The sequence below is a fragment of the Streptomyces sp. NPDC005925 genome, from assembly GCF_040638805.1.
Taxonomy (GTDB): Bacteria; Actinomycetota; Actinomycetes; order Streptomycetales; family Streptomycetaceae; genus Streptomyces.
In genome coordinates this window covers 335,873-356,798 of record NZ_JBEXVL010000001.1, presented here as the reverse complement: position 1 = coordinate 356,798, position 20,926 = coordinate 335,873, and the positions used below count along the sequence as shown (strand labels likewise).

General features: G+C 73.7%; 19 protein-coding genes. 12 read left to right on the top strand and 7 right to left on the bottom strand.

Translation table 11 applies throughout. The features are described 5' to 3' along the window. Positions 1–127 precede the first annotated feature (127 nt). Together ABZ354_RS01510 and ABZ354_RS01505 are read left to right on the top strand one after the other, a co-directional pair. Positions 128–358 (top strand): hypothetical protein, encoded by a 231-nt coding sequence (locus ABZ354_RS01510; protein ID WP_358651734.1) that lies wholly within the window; start codon positions 128–130, stop codon positions 356–358. Positions 359–556: 198 nt separating this feature from the next. After that, positions 557–1,021, top strand: a complete 465-nt coding sequence (locus ABZ354_RS01505; RefSeq protein ID WP_358651732.1) for a CBS domain-containing protein — start codon at positions 557–559, stop codon at positions 1,019–1,021. 111 nt (positions 1,022–1,132) lie between these two features. Here the strand turns inward: ABZ354_RS01505 and ABZ354_RS01500 are convergent, their stop codons facing one another. Beyond that, positions 1,133–1,276 carry a hypothetical protein gene (locus tag ABZ354_RS01500; protein WP_358651730.1) on the bottom strand — a complete coding sequence of 48 codons (144 nt, stop codon included), beginning with the start codon at positions 1,274–1,276 and terminating at the stop codon, positions 1,133–1,135. 49 nt (positions 1,277–1,325) lie between these two features. Next, positions 1,326–1,805 carry a hypothetical protein gene (locus ABZ354_RS01495; protein ID WP_358651728.1) on the bottom strand — a complete coding sequence of 160 codons (480 nt, stop codon included), beginning with the start codon at positions 1,803–1,805 and terminating at the stop codon, positions 1,326–1,328. 733 nt (positions 1,806–2,538) lie between these two features. On the opposite strand from ABZ354_RS01495, the gene ABZ354_RS01490 reads away from it, so the two are divergent. The 4 genes from ABZ354_RS01490 to ABZ354_RS01475 all read left to right on the top strand — a co-directional run bounded on the left by ABZ354_RS01490 (position 2,539) and on the right by ABZ354_RS01475 (position 6,288). Further along, a complete protein-coding gene (locus tag ABZ354_RS01490; protein WP_358651726.1) occupies positions 2,539–3,819 on the top strand; it encodes an ABC transporter ATP-binding protein in 1,281 nt (426 codons plus the stop codon). Further along, positions 3,816–4,562 carry an ABC transporter permease subunit gene (locus ABZ354_RS01485; RefSeq protein ID WP_358651724.1) on the top strand — a complete coding sequence of 249 codons (747 nt, stop codon included), beginning with the start codon at positions 3,816–3,818 and terminating at the stop codon, positions 4,560–4,562. Before ABZ354_RS01490 ends, ABZ354_RS01485 begins: the two co-directional genes overlap by 4 nt. After that, positions 4,559–5,224 carry an ABC transporter permease gene (locus tag ABZ354_RS01480; protein ID WP_358651722.1) on the top strand — a complete coding sequence of 222 codons (666 nt, stop codon included), beginning with the start codon at positions 4,559–4,561 and terminating at the stop codon, positions 5,222–5,224. Before ABZ354_RS01485 ends, ABZ354_RS01480 begins: the two co-directional genes overlap by 4 nt. Positions 5,225–5,328: 104 nt before the next feature. Next, positions 5,329–6,288, top strand: a complete 960-nt coding sequence (locus ABZ354_RS01475; protein WP_358651720.1) for an ABC transporter substrate-binding protein — start codon at positions 5,329–5,331, stop codon at positions 6,286–6,288. Positions 6,289–6,397: 109 nt separating this feature from the next. Here ABZ354_RS01475 and ABZ354_RS01470 read toward each other — a convergent pair whose 3' ends face one another. Genes ABZ354_RS01470 through ABZ354_RS01455 form a run of 4 tightly spaced genes read right to left on the bottom strand, consistent with a single transcriptional unit; the run spans position 6,398 to position 10,603 of the window. Then, positions 6,398–6,757, bottom strand: a complete 360-nt coding sequence (locus ABZ354_RS01470; RefSeq protein ID WP_358651718.1) for a DUF742 domain-containing protein — start codon at positions 6,755–6,757, stop codon at positions 6,398–6,400. Between the two features lies 1 nt (position 6,758). Beyond that, complete coding sequence (locus ABZ354_RS01465; protein ID WP_358651717.1) at positions 6,759–7,190, bottom strand: roadblock/LC7 domain-containing protein; 432 nt, start codon at positions 7,188–7,190, stop codon at positions 6,759–6,761. A 14-nt stretch (positions 7,191–7,204) separates the two neighbouring features. Then, positions 7,205–9,577 (bottom strand): nitrate- and nitrite sensing domain-containing protein, encoded by a 2,373-nt coding sequence (locus ABZ354_RS01460; protein ID WP_358651715.1) that lies wholly within the window; start codon positions 9,575–9,577, stop codon positions 7,205–7,207. A gap of 12 nt (positions 9,578–9,589) precedes the next feature. Further along, a complete protein-coding gene (locus tag ABZ354_RS01455) occupies positions 9,590–10,603 on the bottom strand; it encodes a substrate-binding domain-containing protein (RefSeq protein WP_358651713.1) in 1,014 nt (337 codons plus the stop codon). A gap of 1,202 nt (positions 10,604–11,805) precedes the next feature. On the opposite strand from ABZ354_RS01455, the gene ABZ354_RS01450 reads away from it, so the two are divergent. The 6 genes from ABZ354_RS01450 to ABZ354_RS01425 all read left to right on the top strand — a co-directional run bounded on the left by ABZ354_RS01450 (position 11,806) and on the right by ABZ354_RS01425 (position 19,043). Next, a complete protein-coding gene (locus tag ABZ354_RS01450; RefSeq protein ID WP_358651711.1) occupies positions 11,806–12,453 on the top strand; it encodes a ScbR family autoregulator-binding transcription factor in 648 nt (215 codons plus the stop codon). 23 nt (positions 12,454–12,476) lie between these two features. Continuing rightward, complete coding sequence (locus tag ABZ354_RS01445) at positions 12,477–13,664, top strand: damage-control phosphatase ARMT1 family protein (RefSeq protein ID WP_358651709.1); 1,188 nt, start codon at positions 12,477–12,479, stop codon at positions 13,662–13,664. Positions 13,665–13,786: 122 nt separating this feature from the next. After that, positions 13,787–15,943, top strand: a complete 2,157-nt coding sequence (cyc2, locus tag ABZ354_RS01440; RefSeq protein WP_358651707.1) for a germacradienol/geosmin synthase Cyc2 — start codon at positions 13,787–13,789, stop codon at positions 15,941–15,943. 173 nt (positions 15,944–16,116) lie between these two features. Continuing rightward, positions 16,117–16,770: a PDZ domain-containing protein gene (locus tag ABZ354_RS01435; protein ID WP_358651705.1), complete on the top strand. Its 654-nt coding sequence runs from the start codon at positions 16,117–16,119 to the stop codon at positions 16,768–16,770. 130 nt (positions 16,771–16,900) lie between these two features. Next, a complete protein-coding gene (locus ABZ354_RS01430; protein ID WP_358651703.1) occupies positions 16,901–18,028 on the top strand; it encodes an aminopeptidase P family protein in 1,128 nt (375 codons plus the stop codon). A 61-nt stretch (positions 18,029–18,089) separates the two neighbouring features. After that, positions 18,090–19,043: an aminoglycoside phosphotransferase family protein gene (locus tag ABZ354_RS01425; RefSeq protein ID WP_358651701.1), complete on the top strand. Its 954-nt coding sequence runs from the start codon at positions 18,090–18,092 to the stop codon at positions 19,041–19,043. 83 nt (positions 19,044–19,126) lie between these two features. On the opposite strand, the gene treZ is transcribed toward ABZ354_RS01425, so the two are convergent. Beyond that, positions 19,127–20,872, bottom strand: a complete 1,746-nt coding sequence (gene treZ / locus ABZ354_RS01420) for a malto-oligosyltrehalose trehalohydrolase (protein ID WP_358651700.1) — start codon at positions 20,870–20,872, stop codon at positions 19,127–19,129. Positions 20,873–20,926: the final 54 nt, after the last annotated feature.

Sequence of the window (20,926 nt, the reverse complement as noted above, 5' to 3'; positions counted from 1 at the left end):
TGGTCGGCTCGGCCTCCCCGGCCGGTGTTCCAGCACGGGGCGGCCGGTCCCGGTCCCCGGGTGGCACGGGGACCCGGAAGGATCACGCGGGGCTGCGTTCCGGGCGCCGGGCGGGCATGGTGGGGGCATGGAGCGACGCCCCCCTGTTGTCGTGTTCCCGCCCACGCCGGACGGCGGGCGCCGGGTGACGGTCCGCGACGAGGAGGCGGGCACCGCGTACAGCCTGTTCGACGTGCTGGAGATCCTGCACGGCGCCGGGCTGCCCGCCGTCGACACGGCCGTGGACGACCCCGAACTGATCGACTGGCGCGGCGGCGGCCCGTACGACTGGAACGAGGGCTCCCCCGGCACCCGCTGAGGCGATGATCCGGACGGCTGGTGACCCGGATACCGGGATCCGGGCGGGCGGGTTCACCGGTTGTCGGCCGTCGGGGCGGATCCGCGGCGTATGTTGCGCGTCATCGGCCCCGCCCCGTGGTCCCGTCCGGGTACGAGGCCGGGCACAGGACGTGGACGGCCGCTCGCCGGCCGTCGTGGAGCTGACGAGGAGTCCGTCGTGCGCGCTCGGGACCTGGCGGTCGACTACGAGACGGTGAGCGTCGACAGCGACGCCCTGGACGCCGCCCGGCTGCTCGCCGAGCACCGGCTGCCCGGGCTGCTGGTGCTGGACGAGCGGGGCGAGCCGTTGGCGATCCTGCCCGCCTCCCGGATGGTGAAGGTGCTGGTCCCGGCCCATGTCATCGAGGACCCGGCCCTCGCGGCGGTCGCCGACGGGCCGCACGCCGGCCGGCCCTGCCAGGCCCTGGCCGGCCGCCGCGTGGGGGAGTGCCTGTCCGGTCGGCCGACGACGCCGCCGATCGCCGGTCCCGACGACACCGCGCTGGAGGTGGCGGCGCTGATGGCCCGGGTCCGCAGCCCGCTGGTCGCGGTGGCGGAGCGGGCGAAGGACGGCACGCACCTGCTCGGGGTGATCACCGCGTCCCACCTCCTGCAGGAACTGCTGGGCGCTGCCGACCGGTAGCCTGCCGCGCCCCCCCCGCAGTCAGGCCGGGGCGCAGTAGCGCGGCCGGACGTACGCCGGTGACGGCAGCACCGTGACGGCCGTGACGATCAGGCCGTACGGGGTGAACTGTCAGACGATCAGGCCGTACGGGGTGAACTGGCGGAAGGGGAGGGGCGGCCGGTTGGGCTCGGCGATGCCCGGCACGACGACGGCGGCGCGGGCGCCGATCGCCGTGGAGTTGCCGCCCGGGTCGCGCCGAGCGCCGGGGCCCACCGCGTCACGTGGCGTGGCGGGGCGGGGCGCGCCGCCGTGCGTCGGGCGGTCAGCCGCCGTCCGGGGCGAAGACCGCCTTCGGGACGGTGGTCGCCGTCGCCGCCGGGACATCCTCCGGGGCCTCCTCCGACGGCTGCGAGACGATGCCACCCGGGTCCTGGTAGGGGTTCCGGGAGCTGGCGGGCAGCAGGGAGAGGGCCCCGAACAGCAGCGCCAGCGCGGCGAGGGCGCCGACGGCACGGCCGACGCGGCGGCGCCGGGCCCGGCTGTCCATGTCGCGCCAGGCCGGGCCGCCCCACCGGTCCTCGGGCTGCCACAGCTCGCCGACGGCGACGGTCGTCCCCTCGTCGTCCGGCCGCTCCCGGTGTGCCAGGACCGTGCGTTCGAGCGCCGACGGCTCTTTCGGCGCGGACCGGCGGATCGCGGTCTCGCTGTCCGTGAGGAACTTCTGCCAGACCTCGTCCGGGACCTGCGCCGCGTTGTGCCCGTCCCGCGGCGTTCTGTCGCTTCCCGACTCCTGACCGGTCATGGCCCCCTCGTTTCCCCTTGCATGTTCATGTTCCTCGTGGCGCAGTTTCCCATCCTGTCGGACGCCGGGAACGCGTGGTGCGTTCCGTGCCCGGCCGGTTGAAATTGTCGGTCACTTCCGTCCGCCCGACAGGGAGTTCCGCCCGGCGGCTCGCCGAGCGTCGTGTCAGGAGCGGCGGCCACCGGTCCTGCCGCCGGCGCGGCACGCTCGTGGCCGAGACGCTGGAGCCCGTCGCGTACGCGCGTACGCGCGAGGTTCCCGAGGCCATGCCGCGACCCGAGACCATGCCGCGACCATGGTGCCGGGCGGGGCGGACCCCGGGCCCGACCCGCTGCCGGACTTGGCGGGGGCGGTCACCGGCACCCTGTTCCTCGTGCCGTCGGCGGACGTGTCGGAGTCATCGGCCGGCACCTGACCCTGTGCGTCCCGTGCGTCCCGTATGCCCTATGTCCGTTGTGTACCGGTCGGTCTGCAGGCGAGTGTTCCCGGGACGAGGTGACCAGTGTCCCCGGGGGGTGGCTCGTCCCCTGCGCCGTAGGACCCGCGTCACCTGCACGTCACCGCCCCATAAAGCCGGTATCCGCCCGAAAAGAGACCCGTTTCGGTTCGCGGAGAGCGGGGAGGGTTCCCCGCCGGGGCGTGAAACCTCCGCCCTCTACACTCGACCGGCGACGGCCCCGGTGACCGCGGCCGCAGCGGGCAGCTCGTGCCAACCCGAAGGGCATTCGGCGCTTTGATACGCATGGAATCAGTCACCAAGCGATACCCGGACGGCACGGTGGCGGTGGACCGGCTGTCCCTGGAGATACCCGACGGCGCGATCACCGTCCTCGTCGGCCCGTCCGGCTGCGGCAAGACGACGACCCTCCGCATGATCAACAGGATGGTCGAGCCCACCGACGGCAGCATCCTCATCGACGGCGTGGACAGCAGGCAGCAGCCCGTCAACACCCTGCGCCGGTCCATGGGATACGTCATCCAGAACGCCGGCCTCTTCCAGCACCGCACCATCCTCGACAACATCGCCACCGTGCCCCGCCTGCTCGGCTGGGGCAAGCGCCGGGCACGGGACCGCGCCGCCGACCTCATGGAGCGCGTCGGCCTCGACACCTCGCTCGCGCGGCGCTACCCCTACCAGCTGTCCGGCGGCCAGCAGCAGCGCGTCGGCGTGGCGCGCGCCCTCGCCGCCGACCCTCCCGTCCTCCTCATGGACGAGCCGTTCTCCGCCGTCGACCCCGTCGTCCGCAAGGGCCTCCAGGACGAACTGCTGCGCATCCAGGACGAGCTCGGCAAGACCATCGTCTTCGTCACGCACGACATCGACGAGGCGATCAAACTCGGCACGATGGTGGCCGTCCTGCGCACCGGCGGCCGGCTCGCCCAGTTCGCACCCCCCGCCGATCTGCTCTCCGATCCCGCGGACGCCTTCGTGGAGGACTTCCTCGGCGCCGACCGCGGCATTCGCGGGCTGTCCTTCTTCCCGTCCGAAGGGCTGGCCCTGACGACCGGCCCGGTCGTCGCGGTGGACGCCACCACCGAGCAGCTCACCGCCCCCGAGGCCCCCTACCTCCTCGTCACCGACGCCGACGGCAGACCGCTCGGCTGGGCCGAGCCCGGCGACCTCGCCCGGGGCGACACCGATCCCGGCGGCCTCCTGTCCTACGGGCGGCCCTTCACGCCCGGCACCGACTCCCTGCGCGCCGCCCTCGACGGGGCGGTGCTGTCACCGACCGGCTGGGCCGTCGCCGTGGACGCCGAGGGCCGGGTGACCGGCGTGGTGTCCCAGCAGACCATCGGCGAGGCGATCCGAGACGCCCACGCCGACCGACGCGCGACCGACAGGGTCGGGACCGACAAGCCCGGGACCGACGCCGCAGCGAAGGACACCTCCGCGACCGGCGAGGCCCTGACCCACACGCCCGCGACCGGCGAGGCCCGGACCGGTCGGGCCGCGAAGGATCGGGCCGAAACCGACCCCGTCGCGAAGGACCCGGCCGTCAGGGACGCCGGATGAACGGCTTCTTCGACATCCCCAGCGACCTCCAGCACAGCTGGCTCGGCCTGGTCGGGCTGCATCTGCGGGAGGCCCTGCTGCCGGTGCTGGCCGGGCTGCTGATCTCGCTGCCGCTGGCCCAGCTGTGCGTGCGCTTCCGCTGGCTGTACCCGCCGGTGCTGTGGGTGACGACGGTCCTGTACGCCGTGCCCTCGCTGGCGTTCTTCGTCCTCCTCATCGACTACACCGGCCAGACCGAGCTCACGGTGATGATCCCGCTCACCGTCTACAGCCTCGTCGTCCTCGTCCCGGCCATCGTCGACGGCGTCCGCTCCGTCCCGCAGGAGACCCTCGCCGCCGCCACCGCCATGGGCATCGGACCCCTACGCCGCTACCTCCAGGTCCAGCTTCCGATCGCCACGCCCGCCATCATCGCCGGGCTGCGGGTCGCGACGGTGTCCAGCATCAGCCTCGTCAGCATCGGTGCCCTCATCGGCAACCAGGGCGCACTCGGCAACCTGATCAACGACGCGAACATCTACGACCGGCCCGAACTCGCCCTGAACGCCGTGCTCAGCATGGCCGTCCTGGCGATCCTCGTGGACGGCCTGCTGGTCGCCGTACGCCTGCTGCTGACGCCGTGGATGCCACGGCGCACCCGCAGGACACCGAGGGCCGACGCGCCCGAACCGGCCGCCGCGGCAGTACGCACGGACGCGGCAGTACGCACGGACGCAGCAGCACGTAAGGACGCAGCCCGGTGAACCTGCTGAACTTCATCCACGCCTTCTTCAGCGACAGCGCGCACTGGCAGGGCTACGACGGCATCCCCACGCGCGTGACGGAGCACGTCCAGTACACCCTGGAGGCGCTCGGCATCGCCGCCGTGATCGCCCTGCCGGTCGGCATGCTCACCGGCCACTACGGGCGCGGCGGGAACGTCCTCGCCCTGATCGCGGTCGCCGGCCGGGCGCTGCCCACCTTCGGCCTGCTCGTGCTGATGACCCTGATGGTGGGCTTCGGCATGGTGAACGTGATGACCCCGCTGGTCGTCCTCGCCGTCCCGCCCATCCTGGTCACCACCTACGAGGCGATGCGCTCCGTCGACCCGTCGCCGGTGGACGCCGCGCGGGGCATGGGCATGAGCGAGGCCGGGGTGCTGTTCCAGATCGAACTCCCGGCGGCGCTCCCGCTGATCCTCAGCGGCCTGCGCTCGGGCGCCATCCAGATCGTCTCCACGGCCACCATCGCCGCGTACGTCAGCCTCGGCGGCCTCGGCCGTTACATCATCGACGGCCTGTACCAGCGCGACTACGAGAAGGTCGTGGGCGGCGCCACCCTGGTCGCCGGGCTGGCCCTGGCCACCCTGGCGGTGTTCTGGGCGGCGGCCCGGATCGCCGTGTCACCGGGCGTCCGCAGGCGGTGACACGACCGCCGGACCGCCACTGTGCGCCCCCGGTCGACATTCGACGCCAATTGGTGACCAAGCCGCTCTTGACTGACCAAGAAGTGGCTGGATTGGATCAGTCAATGACTTTTACCGCGAAGAGCAGCTGGACCCGGACCAGGCAAGCGGGCGCGTTCACCGTCGCCGTCGCCGCCACGGCAGCCCTGCTCGCGGGCTGTTCCTCCTCCGACGGCACCTCCGACCCGCTGGCCGGCGGGGGCGAAAAGGGCGGCGACACCGTCGTCGTCGGCTCGAACAACTTCGCCGAGAGCATCCTGCTCGCCGACATCTACGGAGAAGCCCTGAAAGCCAAGGGCATCAAGGTCACCTACAAGCCCAACATCGGCAGCCGCGAGACCACCTACGGTCTGATGAAGAACGGTTCCGTCACCGTCCTGCCCGAGTACAACGGCTCCCTGCTGGCCTATCTCGACTCCAAGGCCACCCCGAAGTCCGTCGAGGAGACGACGGCCGCCCTCGAGAAGAAACTCGACGCCGCACTGACCCTGCTGAAGCCGTCGTCCGCGCAGGACAAGGACTCCGTCACCGTCAACGCCGCCACCGCGCGCAGGCACCGCCTCACCGCCGACTCCAGCATCGCCGACCTCAAGGACGCGGCTGCGGACCTGGTGTTCGGCGGCTCGCCCGAGTTCCAGACCCGGCACCAGGGCCTGGCGGGCCTGAAGTCGGTGTACGGCCTGGAATTCAAGTCCTTCAAGTCGCTCGACGCGGGCGGCCCGCTCACTCAGGCGGCGCTGAAGAAGGACACCGTGCAGGTCGCGGACCTCTTCACCACCGACCCCACCATCCGCAAGGAGAAGTTCGTCGTCCTGAAGGACCCCAAGAACCTCTTCGGCTTCCAGAACGTGCAGCCCCTCGTCCACAAGGACGGTCTGCCCGAGAAGGGCGCCGCCGCCCTCGACGCGGTCTCCGCGAAGCTGGACACGCAGACGCTCCTCGACCTGGACGCCCAGGTCCAGTTGGAGAAGAAGGACCCGCTGGACGTCGCCACGTCCTGGCTGAGGTCGGTGGGCCTGGACTGATCCGGGCCCTCCGCCCGGACCGGCCGGAGGATCAGCCGGGCGCGGACCGGCGCCGGCCGGTCCCGGACCGGCGCGGCGGGTACCGGATCCGGCCGCGCGCCTCGACGGATCAGATCCGGCCGAGCCCTTCCTTGAGCCTGCGCAGCAGGTCGAGGTCCACGGCCGTCCTGGTCACGGGATGCGGGGGGCGGGCGGTGATCCGGCCCGCCTCCAGCAGATCGCACAGCAGGATCACCACCACGCTCACGGGCAGATCGAGGCGTGCGGCGAGCTCCGCCACGGCGACGGGCTCGCCGCACAGCCGCAGGATCCGCAGGTGCTCGGCCTGCGGCCGGACGGCATGCTCCGGCGGCGCGACCACCGCGGTCACCGTCGTGATGAGGGAGAAGTCCTCGCGGCTGGGCCGGGTCCGGCCACCGGTCAGAGTGAACGGCCGGACCAGCCGGCCCTCCGGCTCCGCTTCGTCCACCTCACACGCCGGCGTCCGCCGCCGGGCCCGCGCCGGCCCGCGGCGCCGCGCTGAGATGCTCACCGATCTTCTTCACCAGCAGGTTCATCTGGTACGCGACCACGCCCACGTCCGCGTTCGGCCCGGTCAGCACGACCAGCAGGGCGCCGGGCCCCGCCGACGTGAGAATCAGGAAGCTGTTGGCCATCTCGATGAGCGCCTGACGCACCGGGCCGCCACGGAAGTCCATGCTGACGCCCTTGCTGAGGCTCATCAGACCGGACGCGGTCGCCGCCAGCCGCTCGGCGTCGTCCCGTGGGAACCCGGTCGACTTGCTGAGCACGAGCCCGTCGTCGGACAGCACCACCGCCTGGCTGGCATCGGCGACCCGCTCCACGAGTCCGGTCAGCAACTGGTCGAGCTGGGTGTTCGTGGCGGGGGAGGGGAGTGTCATGGCGGTGTCCTTCGTCAGCGGTCGGCGGGGGGAATCGGGGGACGGGCGGAGGGCCCGCCCGGCGAGGACGGCACGGCCTCCGTCTCTTGACGGGCCTTGAGCGTGCCACGCTGGAACCCGGCCAGCGAGGACGCGGCCCGCTCCGCGGTGAACTCGGCGAGCCCGTCGTCCGGGGCGTCCTCACCCCGGCCGGCCGGCTGCTCCTCACGCCGCCCGGCGGCGCGGCTCGACCGCGGCACCCGCCGGGGCAGCGCGCCGGGCACCGGGGCGGCGGCCCGCGCGGTCCCGGCCGCCGCGGCGGGCCCGGCGGGCGCGAACCCGGCGCGCTCCACGGGCGCCTCCCGGCCGGCGCGGTGCTCGCCGGCCCGGTCACCGAGGGCACCCCCGCTTCCCGCGGCGCCCCCGGCCGTCCCGGCGTCCGCGTCGTTCTCCTCGCCCCCGCCGGTGTCCGCGCCCGGTGCCGGCTCCTCCCGCACCACCACCTCGTACGGGATCAGCACGGCCGCCGTCGTACCGCCGTGCGGCGACGGGCGCAGCGTGACGCCGATGCCGTGGCGGTGGGCGAGGCGGGCGACCACGAACATGCCGAGTCGCAGGTCGTCGGCGAGAGCCACCACGTCGAACTGCGGGGGCACGGCCAGCTGCGCGTTCAGCGAGACGTACTCGTCCTCCGGCAGGCCCAGCCCGCGGTCCTCGATCTCCACGGCCAGGCCCTCGGCGACCAGCTCCGCCCGCACCTCGACCGGACGGGGCGCGGGGGAGTACACCGTCGCGTTGTCGATCAGCTCCGCCAGCAGATGGATCACGTCGGCCACCGCGGGGGGCACCAGGCACACCTCCTCCTCGGTGCGCACCTCCACCCGCCGGTACTCGGCGACCTCACCGACCGCGCTGCGCAGGATGTCCAGCAGCGCCACCGGCCGGCGCCAGCTGCGGCGCGGCTGCTCCCCGCTGATGATGACGAGGTTCTCCTCGTAGCGGCGCAACTGGCTGGCCGTGGAGTCGAGCTCGTACAGGCCTTTGAGGACCTCGGGGTCGGAGTGCTCGCGTTCCAGCGCGTCGAGCTTGCTGAGCTGGAGGTTGACCAGGTTCTGGCTCTGCATGGCGATGCCCAGGATGACCTTCTGGAAGCCGCGCCGGGTGTCGGCGAGTTCCACGGCGGTGTGGACGGCGGTGCGCTGCGCGGTGTTGAACGCCTGCGCCACCTGCCCGAGCTCGTCGTCGCCGTAGTCCAGCGGCGGCGTCGCCGACTCCACGTCGACGGTCTCGCCCCGGTCCAGCCGGGCCACCACCTCCGGCAGGCGCTCCTCCGCCAGGCGCAGCGTGGCCACCCGCAGACCGCGCAGCCGAAGTGACAGGGAGCGGGTGATCCGCCAGGACATGCCGACGCACAGCAGCAGCGCGACGAGACCGGCGGCGCTCAGCGAGGCGGCCGTCAGCAGCAGCTTGTCGGCCCGGTCGCCGTTGCGTTCCATCAGGTCGCGCGTCTGCCGCTGAATGAGGGACGCGGACCTCTCGCCCAGCGTCTTCACATCGGCGCTCCACCGCTCGCGTACGTCCGGCAGCGGCACGTTCTCCGTGCCGCCCGAGGGGCGGGTCGCGAGCACCGCGTTCTCGATGTCCTCCAGCGTCCGCCACTGCGCGCTGTGCAGGATCTCCTCGGTCGCCGCCTCGGCCGGGCCGCGCAGGGAGGGCAAGACCTGGTCCTCGATGATCCAGCGGCGGGTGGTGACCAGCCGCGCGAACTCCGTACGGGCCACCTCGTCGAGGTGCCCGGACCGCCAGCCCAGACTGAGCAGCGCGTCCTCCTGCGAGACCAGCTCCGCCGCGTGTTCCAGCGCGACGAGCGGGCCGGCCTGGGAGGCGAGGTCGCCGTCGTCGACCTGGGACAGTTCCTCGAAGGCGTGGATCTGGTCGTCGATGATGGACGTGTACTGGTCCAGGGCCTGTTCGGCGGTGATGTCGGTCGGGTCGTCCACCTGGCCCCGGTAGTACTCCAGGCTGCCGATCGACGCGACGACCGAGTACAGCCGGTCCTCGATCCGGGTGGGCGCCCGCTCGATCAGGCCGCCCTGCCGGACCAGCTGTGCGACCGCCTCGTCCGTGCGCCGCCGCTGCGCCTGGAGCTCGGCCCGCGAGCCGTGCCCGGACAGCCACGCGGCCGACAGGCGCCGCTCGCGTTGCAGCGCGAGCGTCGCCTCAGTGCCCATCGCACCCGTCGACCGGCTCAACTGCGCCTGGTCACGCAGTCGCAGCCCCTCAGAGAACATCTGGATCGTCGTCACGCTCCAGATCGCGGCGAGGGTGACACCGGGCACCACGGCCAGCAGGATCAGGGAGGCACGTATGGAGCCGAGACGGCGCCGGGCTGCTCTGCGTGAAGACATGGCCGTCCCTTGTCAGCGGGTCCCGCCGGCGGCGAACTCCGCGACCGCGGCGACGTTCGAACGGGTGACGACGGCGGGGCCGGTGAGCACGGGCTCGACGCCGCCGCCACTGACGTTGCCGTTGGTCCGGTAGAGCCACAGCGCGTCCACGGTGAGATAGCCCTGCAGATACGGCTGCTGGTCCATGGCGAACTGCACGTCGCCGCGGCGCACGGCCGCCACCAGCTCGTGGTTCAGGTCGAAGGTCGCGACCCGGGCGTGGCTGCGGGCCTTCTTCGCCGAGTCCACCGCCGCGAGCGCGTACTGCGCGCCCAGCGTCACGACGGCGTCGATGCCGGGGTCCTGCCGCAGGGCGGCGGCGACGGCGGTGGACACACCCGCCATGTCGGAGCCGTCGACGTAGAGCATCTCGGTCTCGCCGCCGAACGTCTTCTTCACCCCGGCGCAGCGCGCCTCCAGGGCGACGTTGCTGCGCTCGTGGATGACGCACAGCGCCTGCCGGGCCCCGAGTCCGTCGAGCCTGTCGCCGACGGCCCGGCCCGCCAGGCTCTCGTCCTGCCCGAAGTACTCCAGCAGGCCGGCCGAACGCCAGTGGGCAATGCCGGAGTTGAAGCCCACGACCGGGATGCCGGCCGCCCGCGCCTCGGCGACCGGCCCGCGCATGGCCCGCGGCTTGGCGAGGGTGACAGCGATGCCGTCGACCTTGTCGCGGACCGCGTCCCGCACCAGCTGGGCCTGCCCCGCCGCATCGGGGTCGGCGGCGTACGCCAGCTCGACGTGGTCCTTGGCGGCGGCCGTCTCGGCGCCCTTGCGCACCCCGTCCCAGAACGCGTCGCCCTCGATGCCGTGCGTGATCATCGCGACCCGGAGCCGGCCGCTGCCCGCCCTGCCCGCGTCGTGCTGCGTGCCGGTCGCGCCGCCGCCGGAGCAGCCGGCCAGCAGCAGACAGGCCACGGCCGACAGCGCCACGACACGGACGAGCCCCCCGGCACACGGACGGGAACGAGGCGGTGGAGGACTGGTCATGGCGTGCGGCACCTCGCTGAGCGGCCGAGCAAAGAGCATGGCGGAGCGTACGGAGCGCGCGAGGGGCAACGCGTGACGCGCACCGCTCGCCCGTCCACTGGCCCGGAGCCAATCGTGTGCGGACACCGGTCGTCAAGTGAGCGGCGCGCCCCGGCACTTGCCGCTGCCGCATCGTGATGATCCACCGGGCGACCCCTGGGAAACCCTGGCCCTCGTGCCCTTCGGCGACGCCGTACGTACAGCACCGCCACGGTCCCGGCGACGGCCGCCAGCACCGCCGCGGCACCGGTCGCGGCAAGCGGCGCGGAGGGCATCGGAGAGGACCATGAGGGGGACCCCGGGGAGCGGCGGCGGGCGACCGCGGAGGCGGGAGCGCCGGTGAGCCGGAGTATCGGCTCACCGGCCCTGCGTCGGCCCGAGCCGCCGTGGAGGCAGGCGTACGCGAAGCCGTCGGGGCCGTCCGCCCCGGGGAAGCCCGGGAGCCCGGGAGCCCGGGAGCCCGGCGGGGTGGGTGGACTGCCGCCCGCCCCCGCCGAGCCGTCCGCGGCCCCGGCCTCCGTCCCGTTCTGCGCCCGGTTTTCAAGGGGGACAGCACGTCCGGACGGGAGGAACAGGTGTCCTGAGCGTCCCGGCCACCCCCGCCACCCGCTCGCCCGGTTTCCACCAGGGACAGCAGGTGCGAGCAGGAGGACCAGGTGGCCTCGCAGTCCCGGTCACCCCTGCCACCCGCAGGGTGGAGCGGACCCATACCGTCACCCGTCCGGGGGGTCGGTTTCCGGCCGGCCGGATCGAGGGTGTCTCAAGGGTTTCCCCTGTATCCCTGTGACCTGCGCTTTGCCTATCGTTCGAGCACAGCTGACCCACAGGTGACCCCGGACGGGTCCGCTCCGCGCCGAGACCGCGAACGGCACCTGGAAACTGCGCGTCAGGACCTGTACGCGCAGGACACCGGCACGCTCAATGGCCGGAAGTCGACCTTCTGACACACCTCGCGCGGCCCCTCGGGGACGCGCGGACCGGACCGGTGGGCCGGGCGGCGCGGATGGGGCGCCGACCGGCCCACCCTGTTGTGGGTCCCGGGGACGCCGGCGACCCGGCATAATGACGTGACATGCGCGGTCGATATGGTGAATCGATGTGCACGGGGGGTAGTTGCACCACAGGACAACCCGTCCATATCCATCCCGGGAGTGGTACAGCCGATGGCGAGGCAGTTACGCGCCGAACAGACCCGCGCGACCATCATCACGGCCGCGGCCGACCTGTTCGACCGCCATGGCTATGAATCGACCAGCCTCAGCGACATCGTGGAGCACGCCCGCGTCACGAAGGGCGCACTGTACTTCCACTTCGCGGCCAAGGAGGACCTTGCGCACGCCATCATGGAGATCCAGTCCCGGACGCTGCGCCGGATGGCGAACGACCTGGACAGCCGTGACTACTCCTCCCTGGAAGCGCTGATGCGCATCACGTTCGGCATCACGCGGCTGTCGGTCGAGGGGCCGATTCTGCGGGCCGGGCTGAGGCTGGCGACCGGTGGTGTGCGGGTGCGTCCGCCGCTCTCCCATCCGTTCGCGGAATGGCGGGACATCGCCACGGCCAAACTGGTGGCCGCCGTCCGGGAGGCCGACGTGCATCCGGACGTCGACCCGCAGGCCGCCGCCCACTCGCTGGTCAGCTCCTTCGTCGGCGCCGCCGTCGTGGGCCACACCCTCGACCCGCTCGCGCGGCAGCCCCGCCGCACGGCCGAGTTGTGGCGCATCATGATCCGCGGCCTGGTGCCGGTGCCCCGCCGGGCCCGCTACGTCGGTCTCGCCGCGCGTCTGGAACGGGAGATCACCGCGGCCTGACCCGCGAGGGTACGGTGACCCGCATGCCCCCCAGCCAGTCCGCGCCCGTGATCCTCGGGAACGAGCCCGGCTCGTTCCCGCACGGCGTGCTCGCCGAGCGGCACCCGGCCATCGTCCGGCAGGTCCGCGACGCCTTCCCGTACGGGCCCGCACAGCACCGCGCCCTGGACGCGCTGCTGGAGAGCTGCGCGGACGGCCGTGTCGAACAGCTCCCGGCCGGCGCGCACGACGCCGGCCGGTGGGCCTCCTGGGGCCTGGGCGAGTATGCCGGGCGGTCCTGGTTCGACGTGCCGTGGCTGTGGTCGGAGAGCTACTTCTACCGTCTGCTGCTCGACGCGGTCGGCTACTTCGGGCCCGGCCCGTGGCAGGGCATCGACCCGTTCCGCCCGTTCAAGCTCGCCGAACTCCAGGCGCCCGGGACGGACGAGGAACTCGCCGCTCTGGACGGCCTCGCCGACCTGTCCGACGACGAGCAGGCCCTGGCCCTGCTGCACGGCTCACTGTGGGGCAACCGCGCCGACCTCGGCTTCCGGCTCTCCGCGGGCGGCACCGGAACCGGCGGGGAGACCCCGCCGCTGGTCGCCGACGACAGCGCGGCCCTCTGGTCGCTGCTGCCGCCGTCCGCATCGTCCGGCACCGGCACGCTCTGCCTGATCGCCGACAACGCGGGCCGGGAGCTCGTCCCCGACCTGCTGCTCGTCGCCCATCTGCTGCGGCGCGGCCGGATCGGGCGGGCCGTCCTGCACATCAAGCCGTACCCGTACTACGTCTCCGACGCCACCACGGCCGACGTCGTCGACGCCCTGCGCCGTCTCACCGGCGCGACGGGCACGGCGGCCGCGTACGGCAGGACGCTGTGGGACGCCATGGCCGACGGCCGGCTCACGGTCGGGGCGCACCCCTTCTCCGCGGGCCCCCTGCCGTTCGCCGATCTGCCCGGTGATCTCCGCGCGGAGTTCGCCGGGGCCGCCGTGACGATCGTCAAGGGCGACCTCAACTACCGCCGTCTGGTGGGCGACCGGCGCTGGGCACCGACCACGCCGTTCGCCGAGGTCACCGCCCATTTCCCCGGGCCGGTCGGCGCGCTGCGCACCCTCAAGTCCGAGGTCGTCACCGGCCTCGACGCCGCCACGGAGGCCGCGCTGACGGCCGCCGAGGGGCAGCGCTGGCGCGTCGGCGGCACCCATGCGCTGATTCAGGTCCGGAGGTGAGCCCAGGCCGCCGAAACGGGGGCGAGGGCGGCGACGTGCCCGTTTCGGCCCCGGTTCACGCGATGGTGTGATCATCTGCCGGTGGTCGGATGCCGCCGCGGGGCCCTGGGTAGGGCCCGCGCATGACTCAGCCGTTCCGACTCCCGCACTTCTACATGCCGTATCCCGCGCGGCTGAATCCGCACGTCGACGAGGCCCGGGCACACTCCACGGCCTGGGCGCGCGAGATGGGCATGCTGGAGGGCTCGGGCATCTGGGAGCAGTCCGACCTCGACGCACACGACTACGGCCTGCTGTGCGCGTACACCCACCCCGACTGCGACGGACCCGACCTGTCCCTGATCACCGACTGGTACGTGTGGGTGTTCTTCTTCGACGACCACTTCCTGGACATGTTCAAGCGCACCCAGGACCGCGCCGCGGGCAAGGCCCACCTCGACCGGCTGCCCCTGTTCATGCCACTCGACCTCACGACGGCCGTGCCCGAGCCGGAGAACCCGGTCGAGGCGGGCCTCGCCGACCTGTGGGCGCGCACCGTGCCCGCCATGTCCGCGGACTGGCGCCGCCGCTTCGCCGTCGCCACCGAACAGCTCCTCAACGAGTCCCTGTGGGAACTGTCCAACATCAACGAGGGGCGGATCGCCAACCCCGTCGAGTACATCGAGATGCGCCGCAAGGTCGGCGGCGCCCCCTGGTCGGCCGGGCTCGTGGAGTACGCCACCGCCGAGGTGCCCGCCGCCGTCGCCGGGACCAGGCCGCTCAGGGTGCTGATGGAGACGTTCTCCGACGCCGTGCACCTGCGCAACGACCTGTTCTCCTACCAGCGGGAGGTCGAGGACGAGGGCGAGAACAGCAACGGCGTGCTCGTCCTGGAGACCTTCTTCGGCTGCACCACCCAGCAGGCCGCCGACACCGTCAACGACATCCTCACCTCGCGCCTGCACCAGTTCGAGCACACCGCGCTCACCGAAGTGCCCGCCGTCGCCCTGGAGAAGGGCCTCACCCCCGACCGGGTGGCGGCCGTCGCGGCGTACACGAAGGGTCTGCAGGACTGGCAGTCCGGCGGCCACGAATGGCACCTGCGCTCCAGCCGCTACATGAACCAGGAGGCCCGTCCCGCCAGCCCCTGGCGGACACCCACCGGACTCGGCACGTCCGGCGTCGACGTCCGCGCCCTGCTCGCCGGGGCCGGTGCGGAACGCCTGCGCGCGTACACGTACGTGCCCTTCGAGCGGGTCGGCCCCGCACGGATCCCCGACATCCCGATGCCGTTCCCCCTGCGCCTCAACCCCGGCCTCGAGGGAGCCCGCGCCCGCCTGTTGCCGTGGGCGCACCGCATGGGCATCCTGAGCGAGGGGGTGTGGGACGAGGACAAGCTCACGGCGAGCGACCTGGCCCTGTGCGCGGCCGGACTGAACCCGGACGGCAGCCCCGGGGCACTCGACCTCGGCACCCACTGGCTCGCCTGGGGCACCTACGCCGACGACTACTACCCGCTCGTGTTCGGCCACCGCCGCGACCCGGTCGGGGCCAAGCTCAGCACCGAACGCCTCACGGCCTGCATGAACGTCGAGGGTGAGGCGTCCCTCGTCCCGGCGAACGCCATGGAGCGGTCCCTGACGGACCTGTGGCAGCGCACCACCGCCGAGATGACCCCGGAGCAGCGCCGCACTCTGAAGGCCGCCATCTGCGACATGCTGGAGAGCTGGCTGTGGGAGCTGTCCAACCAGTTCCAGAACCGCGTCCCCGACCCGGTGGACTACCTGGAGATGCGCCGCGCCACCTTCGGCTCCGACCTCACCCTGAGCCTGTGCCGCATGGGCCACGGCCCGGCCGTCCCGCCCGAGGTGTACCGCAGCGGCCCGGTCCGCTCCCTGGAGAACGCGGCCATCGACTACGCCTGCCTGCTCAACGACGTCTTCTCCTACCAGAAGGAGATCCAGTACGAGGGCGAGATGCACAACGCGATCCTCGTCGTGCAGAACTTCTTCGGCTGTGACTACCCGGACGCGCTCGGCGTCGTGCACGACCTGATGACGCAGCGCATGCGGCAGTTCCAGCACGTCGTCTCCCACGAACTGCCCGTCCTGTACGAGGACTTCGCGCTGTCCGAGGAGGCCCGCGACATCATCCGCGACTACGTGCTGAGCCTGGAGAACTGGATGGCCGGCATCCTCAACTGGCACCAGAAGGTCCCCCGGTACCAGGCCGGCCACCTCGCCCGCCGCGCCCACGGCTTCGTCCCCGACCGGCCGGCGGCGGTGCCGATGCTCCGCTGACGGACAGCGCTGCCCGAGCCCGGGCCGGGGCGCCTCGCACCGGGCGAGGCGCCCCGGCCCTTCGCCGGCCGTGCCCCGGGCCGCGTTCCGCGCTCGACCGCAGGTCAGTCTCATCCTTTCGTGGCACGTCGTGCGCCGGTGCGGGGGGTAGGGCTCTGGGCCGGAGGCGATCCATGGAACAGACACCCTTGCGTCCCAAACCCCTGCCCGGCCGGGCCTTCGGCGGCACCGTCCCCGATACCGGCACCGTCCCCGATACCGGCACCGACCCCGATACCGGCACCGACCCCGCCGCCGTGCTGCCCCCGCCCGCCGCGCGCGGCGGGGGACGACGGCTGGTGAACCCGCTGCTCGCGCTGTTCGCCGGCCTGGTCCTCGCCCTCGCGGGGTTCGGGCTCGGCGCGGTGAGCGCCAAGGTCGCCGGGACGAGCCGGCTCGCCGGGCTCCGGCAGGCGGCCCCGCAGCCGCACGGGCCGACGGCCTCCGGAAGGCCGGCCGCCGCCCGCCCCGGTGCCGCCCTCACCCCCGCGTCCACCGACCCGCCGCCACCGCCCGCGCGCGTGGGCGCCACGCTGGGCCTGGAGGCCGTGGACGACGACGGGCCCGGGGCCCGGGTGGTCGGCGTGCACGTTCCCGGACCCGGCCACTCCGCGGGCCTGGTCCGCGGCGATGTGCTCCTCGTGCTCGGCACGGCCCGCGTCGACACCGCAGCCGACCTGGCCCGCGCCGTGTCCCGTGCCCGGCCCGGGGAGCGCGTGAATCTCGTCGTGCGCCACGAGAGCGGCGGCTACCAGCAGCTGACGGTGGTCCCCGGCGTCGTCACCTGACAGGCCCCGCGCGGACGGCAGGACCCGGCAGAGCCGCGATGTACGGGCAAAGCCCGTAACCGGCTCGCGTGGCCCCCTCCGGCGGGGCAGGATGCTGCCCGTAGCCCCTTCATCTCCCCAGGAGGCCCGGATGAGCGGCACCACGACCGCACCCTTCACCGCCGAGGACTACCGCGCACGCATGGCGCGTGCCGCGCGGGCCGCGGCCGATGCCGGGCTGGCCGGTCTCCTGGTGTCGCCGGGCCCCGACCTCGTCTGGCTCACCGGATACGCGCCCCCCGCCGACACCGAGCGCCTCACCCTGCTGGTCCTCCTGCCCGGCCGGGACCCCGTCCTCGTCGTCCCCGCGCTCGAGGCGCCCGACGCCGAGAAGGCGGGCGGCGCGTCCGCCCTGACCCTGCGCGACTGGACCGACGGCAAGGACCCCTACCTCGCCGCCACCGGCCTCCTCGACGACGCCGGACGCTACGGCGTCAGCGACAACACCTGGGCCCTGCACCTGCTCGCGCTCCAGCGGGCCCTGCCCGGCACGGGCTACGCCGCCCTCACCGACGTGCTGCCCATGCTGCGCGCCGTCAAGGACACCGCCGAGCTCGACCTGCTGGCCGCCGCCGGCGCCGCCGCCGACGCGGCTTTCGAGGACATCCGGAAGGTGCCCTTCGCCGGGCGCCGGGAGACCGACGTCGCCACCGAACTCGCCGGTCTGCTGCGCCGCCACGGGCACTCCCAGGTCGACTTCACCATCGTCGGCTCGGGACCCAACGGGGCCAACCCGCACCACGAGGCGGGCGAGCGCGTCATCGAACACGGCGACATGGTCGTCCTCGACTTCGGCGGGCTGCGCGACGGCTACGGCTCCGACACCTCCCGCACCGTCCACGTCGGCGAACCCACCGAGGAGGAGCGCCGGGTGCACGACACCGTGCGCGCGGCCCAGGAGGCGGGCTTCCGGGCGGTGCGGCCCGGTGCCGCCTGCCAGGACGTCGACCGGGCGGCCCGCGCGGTCATCGCCGAAGCCGGCTACGGCGAGTACTTCATCCACCGCACCGGCCACGGCATCGGCGTCACCACGCACGAGCCGCCCTACATGGTCGAGGGCGAGGAACAGCCGCTCGTGCCCGGCATGTGCTTCTCCGTGGAACCCGGCATCTACCTGCCCGGCCGCTTCGGCGTGCGCATCGAGGACATCGTCACGGTCACCGAGGACGGCGGACGCCGCCTCAACGACACGACCCGCGAGATGGTCGTGGTGGGCTGAGAGGGAGGCGGTCCCCGCTCCAGCAGTTCCGAGCCACTCCCGAGCGACAACGGGCGCGATCATGACTCAGGCACCGACACCCGGCGCGGACACCGTCCGCCGGATCGTCCGCACCGCGCTGCGGGAGGCACGCGGCGCCGGCCCGGCGGGCGCCGACGGGCCCGAGATCCGGCCGGCCGGGGCGGGCGGCCACCCCGTCACCTGGTGGGTCGGCGACCGTCACGTGCTGCACCTCGCCGCCGACCGGGACGCCGCCCTCCGCCTGCGCCGCGCCCTGCGCCTGCGCGACCTCGCCCGGACCCACGTCCCGGTCACCGTGCCGGTGAGCGTGGCCCGCGGCGAGTGGGCACCCGGGCTGCCGTACACCCTCGACACCCGGGTGCCCGGGGGCCCGGCCGACGAGCACGACGTGTCCGCCCTCGGCGAGGCCGACCTCGCCGCGCTGCTCACCGGGCTGCGCGAGGTGCCCGTACGCGCCGCCGAGACGCTCGGTGTGCCGCGCACCGCCCCGCGCTCCGTGGAGGCGCTGCGCCGGGCGGCCGGACCCGCCGCCGAACGCCTCGCGCGGGCCGACGAGTTCGACCCCGCGCGGCTGACCCGGCTGACCGGCCCGGCCGCGGGGCGGCTCACCGCGCAGCCCGGCACGGCGGTCCTCGTCCACCACGCCCTGACCGGGGAGTATCTGATGGTCGGCGTGGACGGGCGGGTGCGCGGCGTCCTCGGCTGGGCCGACGCCGTCCTCGGCGACCCCGCCGAGGACATCGCCGGACTCGCCCGCGCCGTCGGCTCACCCGCCGCGGTGCGTGCCGCCACCCTCGCCGGGTACGGGCCCCGCCCCTGCCTGCGCGGCCTGTGGCTGGCCCGCTGCGACACGATCCTGCACCTGGCCCGGGCGCTGACGGGCCGGGGCCCGGGTCCGGGAGACGTCACGCCCGTACCGCCGGCCCTGCCGCTCCTCCGCAGCCGGCTGCGCCGCGCCTGGGAGCCGATCCTGCTGGAACGGGCGACGGAGTAAAGGCCGGAGGACGAACCGGGGCCGGGCGGGCGACGTGAACGCCTGCGCGCGCGTCGCCGTGCGCCCGCCCCGCCAGGGGTCCCTCACACCAGGGTCAGCACCACGCACGACTCCCCGGGCACGTGCAGGACCCCGTCCGGGCCCGGCGGCCCCACCGGCTCCCACGCGGCCAGTACGTGGGTCTCGCCGCCGCCCAGCGGGATCGCCGCCGGGCCGGGGGCGAGGTTCACGGCGACGCGGACGTCTCCGCGCCGGAAGACCAGCCAGCGCCGCTGCTCGTCGTACGCCACCTTCGTGTCGGCGAGGTCCGGGCCGGTCAGGTCGGGCTGTTCGCGGCGCAGGGCGAGGAGACGGCGGTACCAGGCCAGCACGCGCGCGTGGGGCTCTCGTCCGGGCTCGGACCAGTCCAGGCAGGACCGGTCGCGGGTCGCGGGGTCCTGCGGGTCGGGCACGTCCTCCTCGGCCCAGCCGTGTGCCGCGAACTCCCGCCGCCTGCCCCGCCGTACGGCCTCGGCGAGCCCGGGGTCGGTGTGGTCGGTGAAGAACTGCCAGGGCGTGCCCGCCGCCCACTCCTCGCCCATGAACAGCATCGGCGTGAAGGGCGCCGTCAGGACGAGCGTCGCCGCGCACGCCAGCAGGCCGGGGGAGAGCAGCGCGGACAGCCGGTCGCCCCGGGCGCGGTTGCCGATCTGGTCGTGGGTCTGGCTGTAGCCGAGCAGCCGGTGCGCGGCCACCCGCGTGCGGTCGAGCGGGCGGCCGTGGCGGCGCTGCCGGAAGCCGGAGTACGTGCCGTCGTGGAAGTAGCCGCCCGTCAGCGTCTTGGCCACGGCGGCGAGAGGGGCGCGCGCGAAGTCGGCGTAGTAGCCCCGGGACTCGCCCGTCAGCGCGGCGTGCAGGGCGTGATGGAAGTCGTCGTTCCACTGCGCGTGCACGCCGAGGCCGCCCCGCTCGCGGGGAGTGACGACACGCGGGTCGTTCAGGTCGGACTCGGCGATCAGGAACAGCGGCCGGTCCGTCTCCGCGGCCAGCGCGTCCACGGCCGCCGACAGCTCCTCCAGGAAATGGCACGCGCGCGTGTCGGCGAGCGCGTGCACGGCGTCCAGCCGCAGCCCGTCGACGCGGTAGTCCCGCAGCCACGCCAGGGCGCTGCCGACGAGGTGGTCACGCACGTCGTCGGAGCCGGGCGCGTCCAGATTGACGGCGGCGCCCCACGGCGTGTGATGCGTGTCCGTGAAGTACGGCCCGAAACGCGGGAGGTGGTTCCCGGACGGGCCCAGGTGGTTGTGCACCACGTCGAGGACGACGCCGAGACCCAGCTCGTGCGCCCGGTCGACGAAGCGCTTCAGCGCCGCGGGCCCGCCGTACGGCTCGTGCACCGCCCATAGCGACACCCCCTCGTACCCCCAGCCGTGCCGCCCCGGGAAGGGGCACAGCGGCATCAGCTCGACGTGCGTGACGCCCAGTTCCACGAGGTGGCCGAGCCGCTCGGCGGCGGCGTCCAGGGTGCCCTCCGGCGTGTACGTGCCCACGTGCAGCTCGTACAGCACCGCGCCGGGCAGCGGGCGGCCCCGCCACGGGGCCCGCCAGACGTGGCGCGTGTGGTCCACGACGGCGCTGAGCCCGTCCGGGCCGTCCGGCTGCCGGCGCGAGCGCGGATCGGGCAGCACGGGCCCGTCGTCCGGTGCGAAGCCGTACCGGGAGCCGTCCCGGGCCTCGGCCTCGCCCCGCCACCAGCCCGGCCGTTCCGGATGGCGTTCCAGCGCGCGTGTGACGCCGTCGCACTGGAGCGTCACCCGGCCGGCCTGTGGTGCCCACACCTCGAACTGCACGGGCGGTTCCCCTTCGTCTGCTCACCGTGACGTAGCCCGTCCATGGTGCGCCAA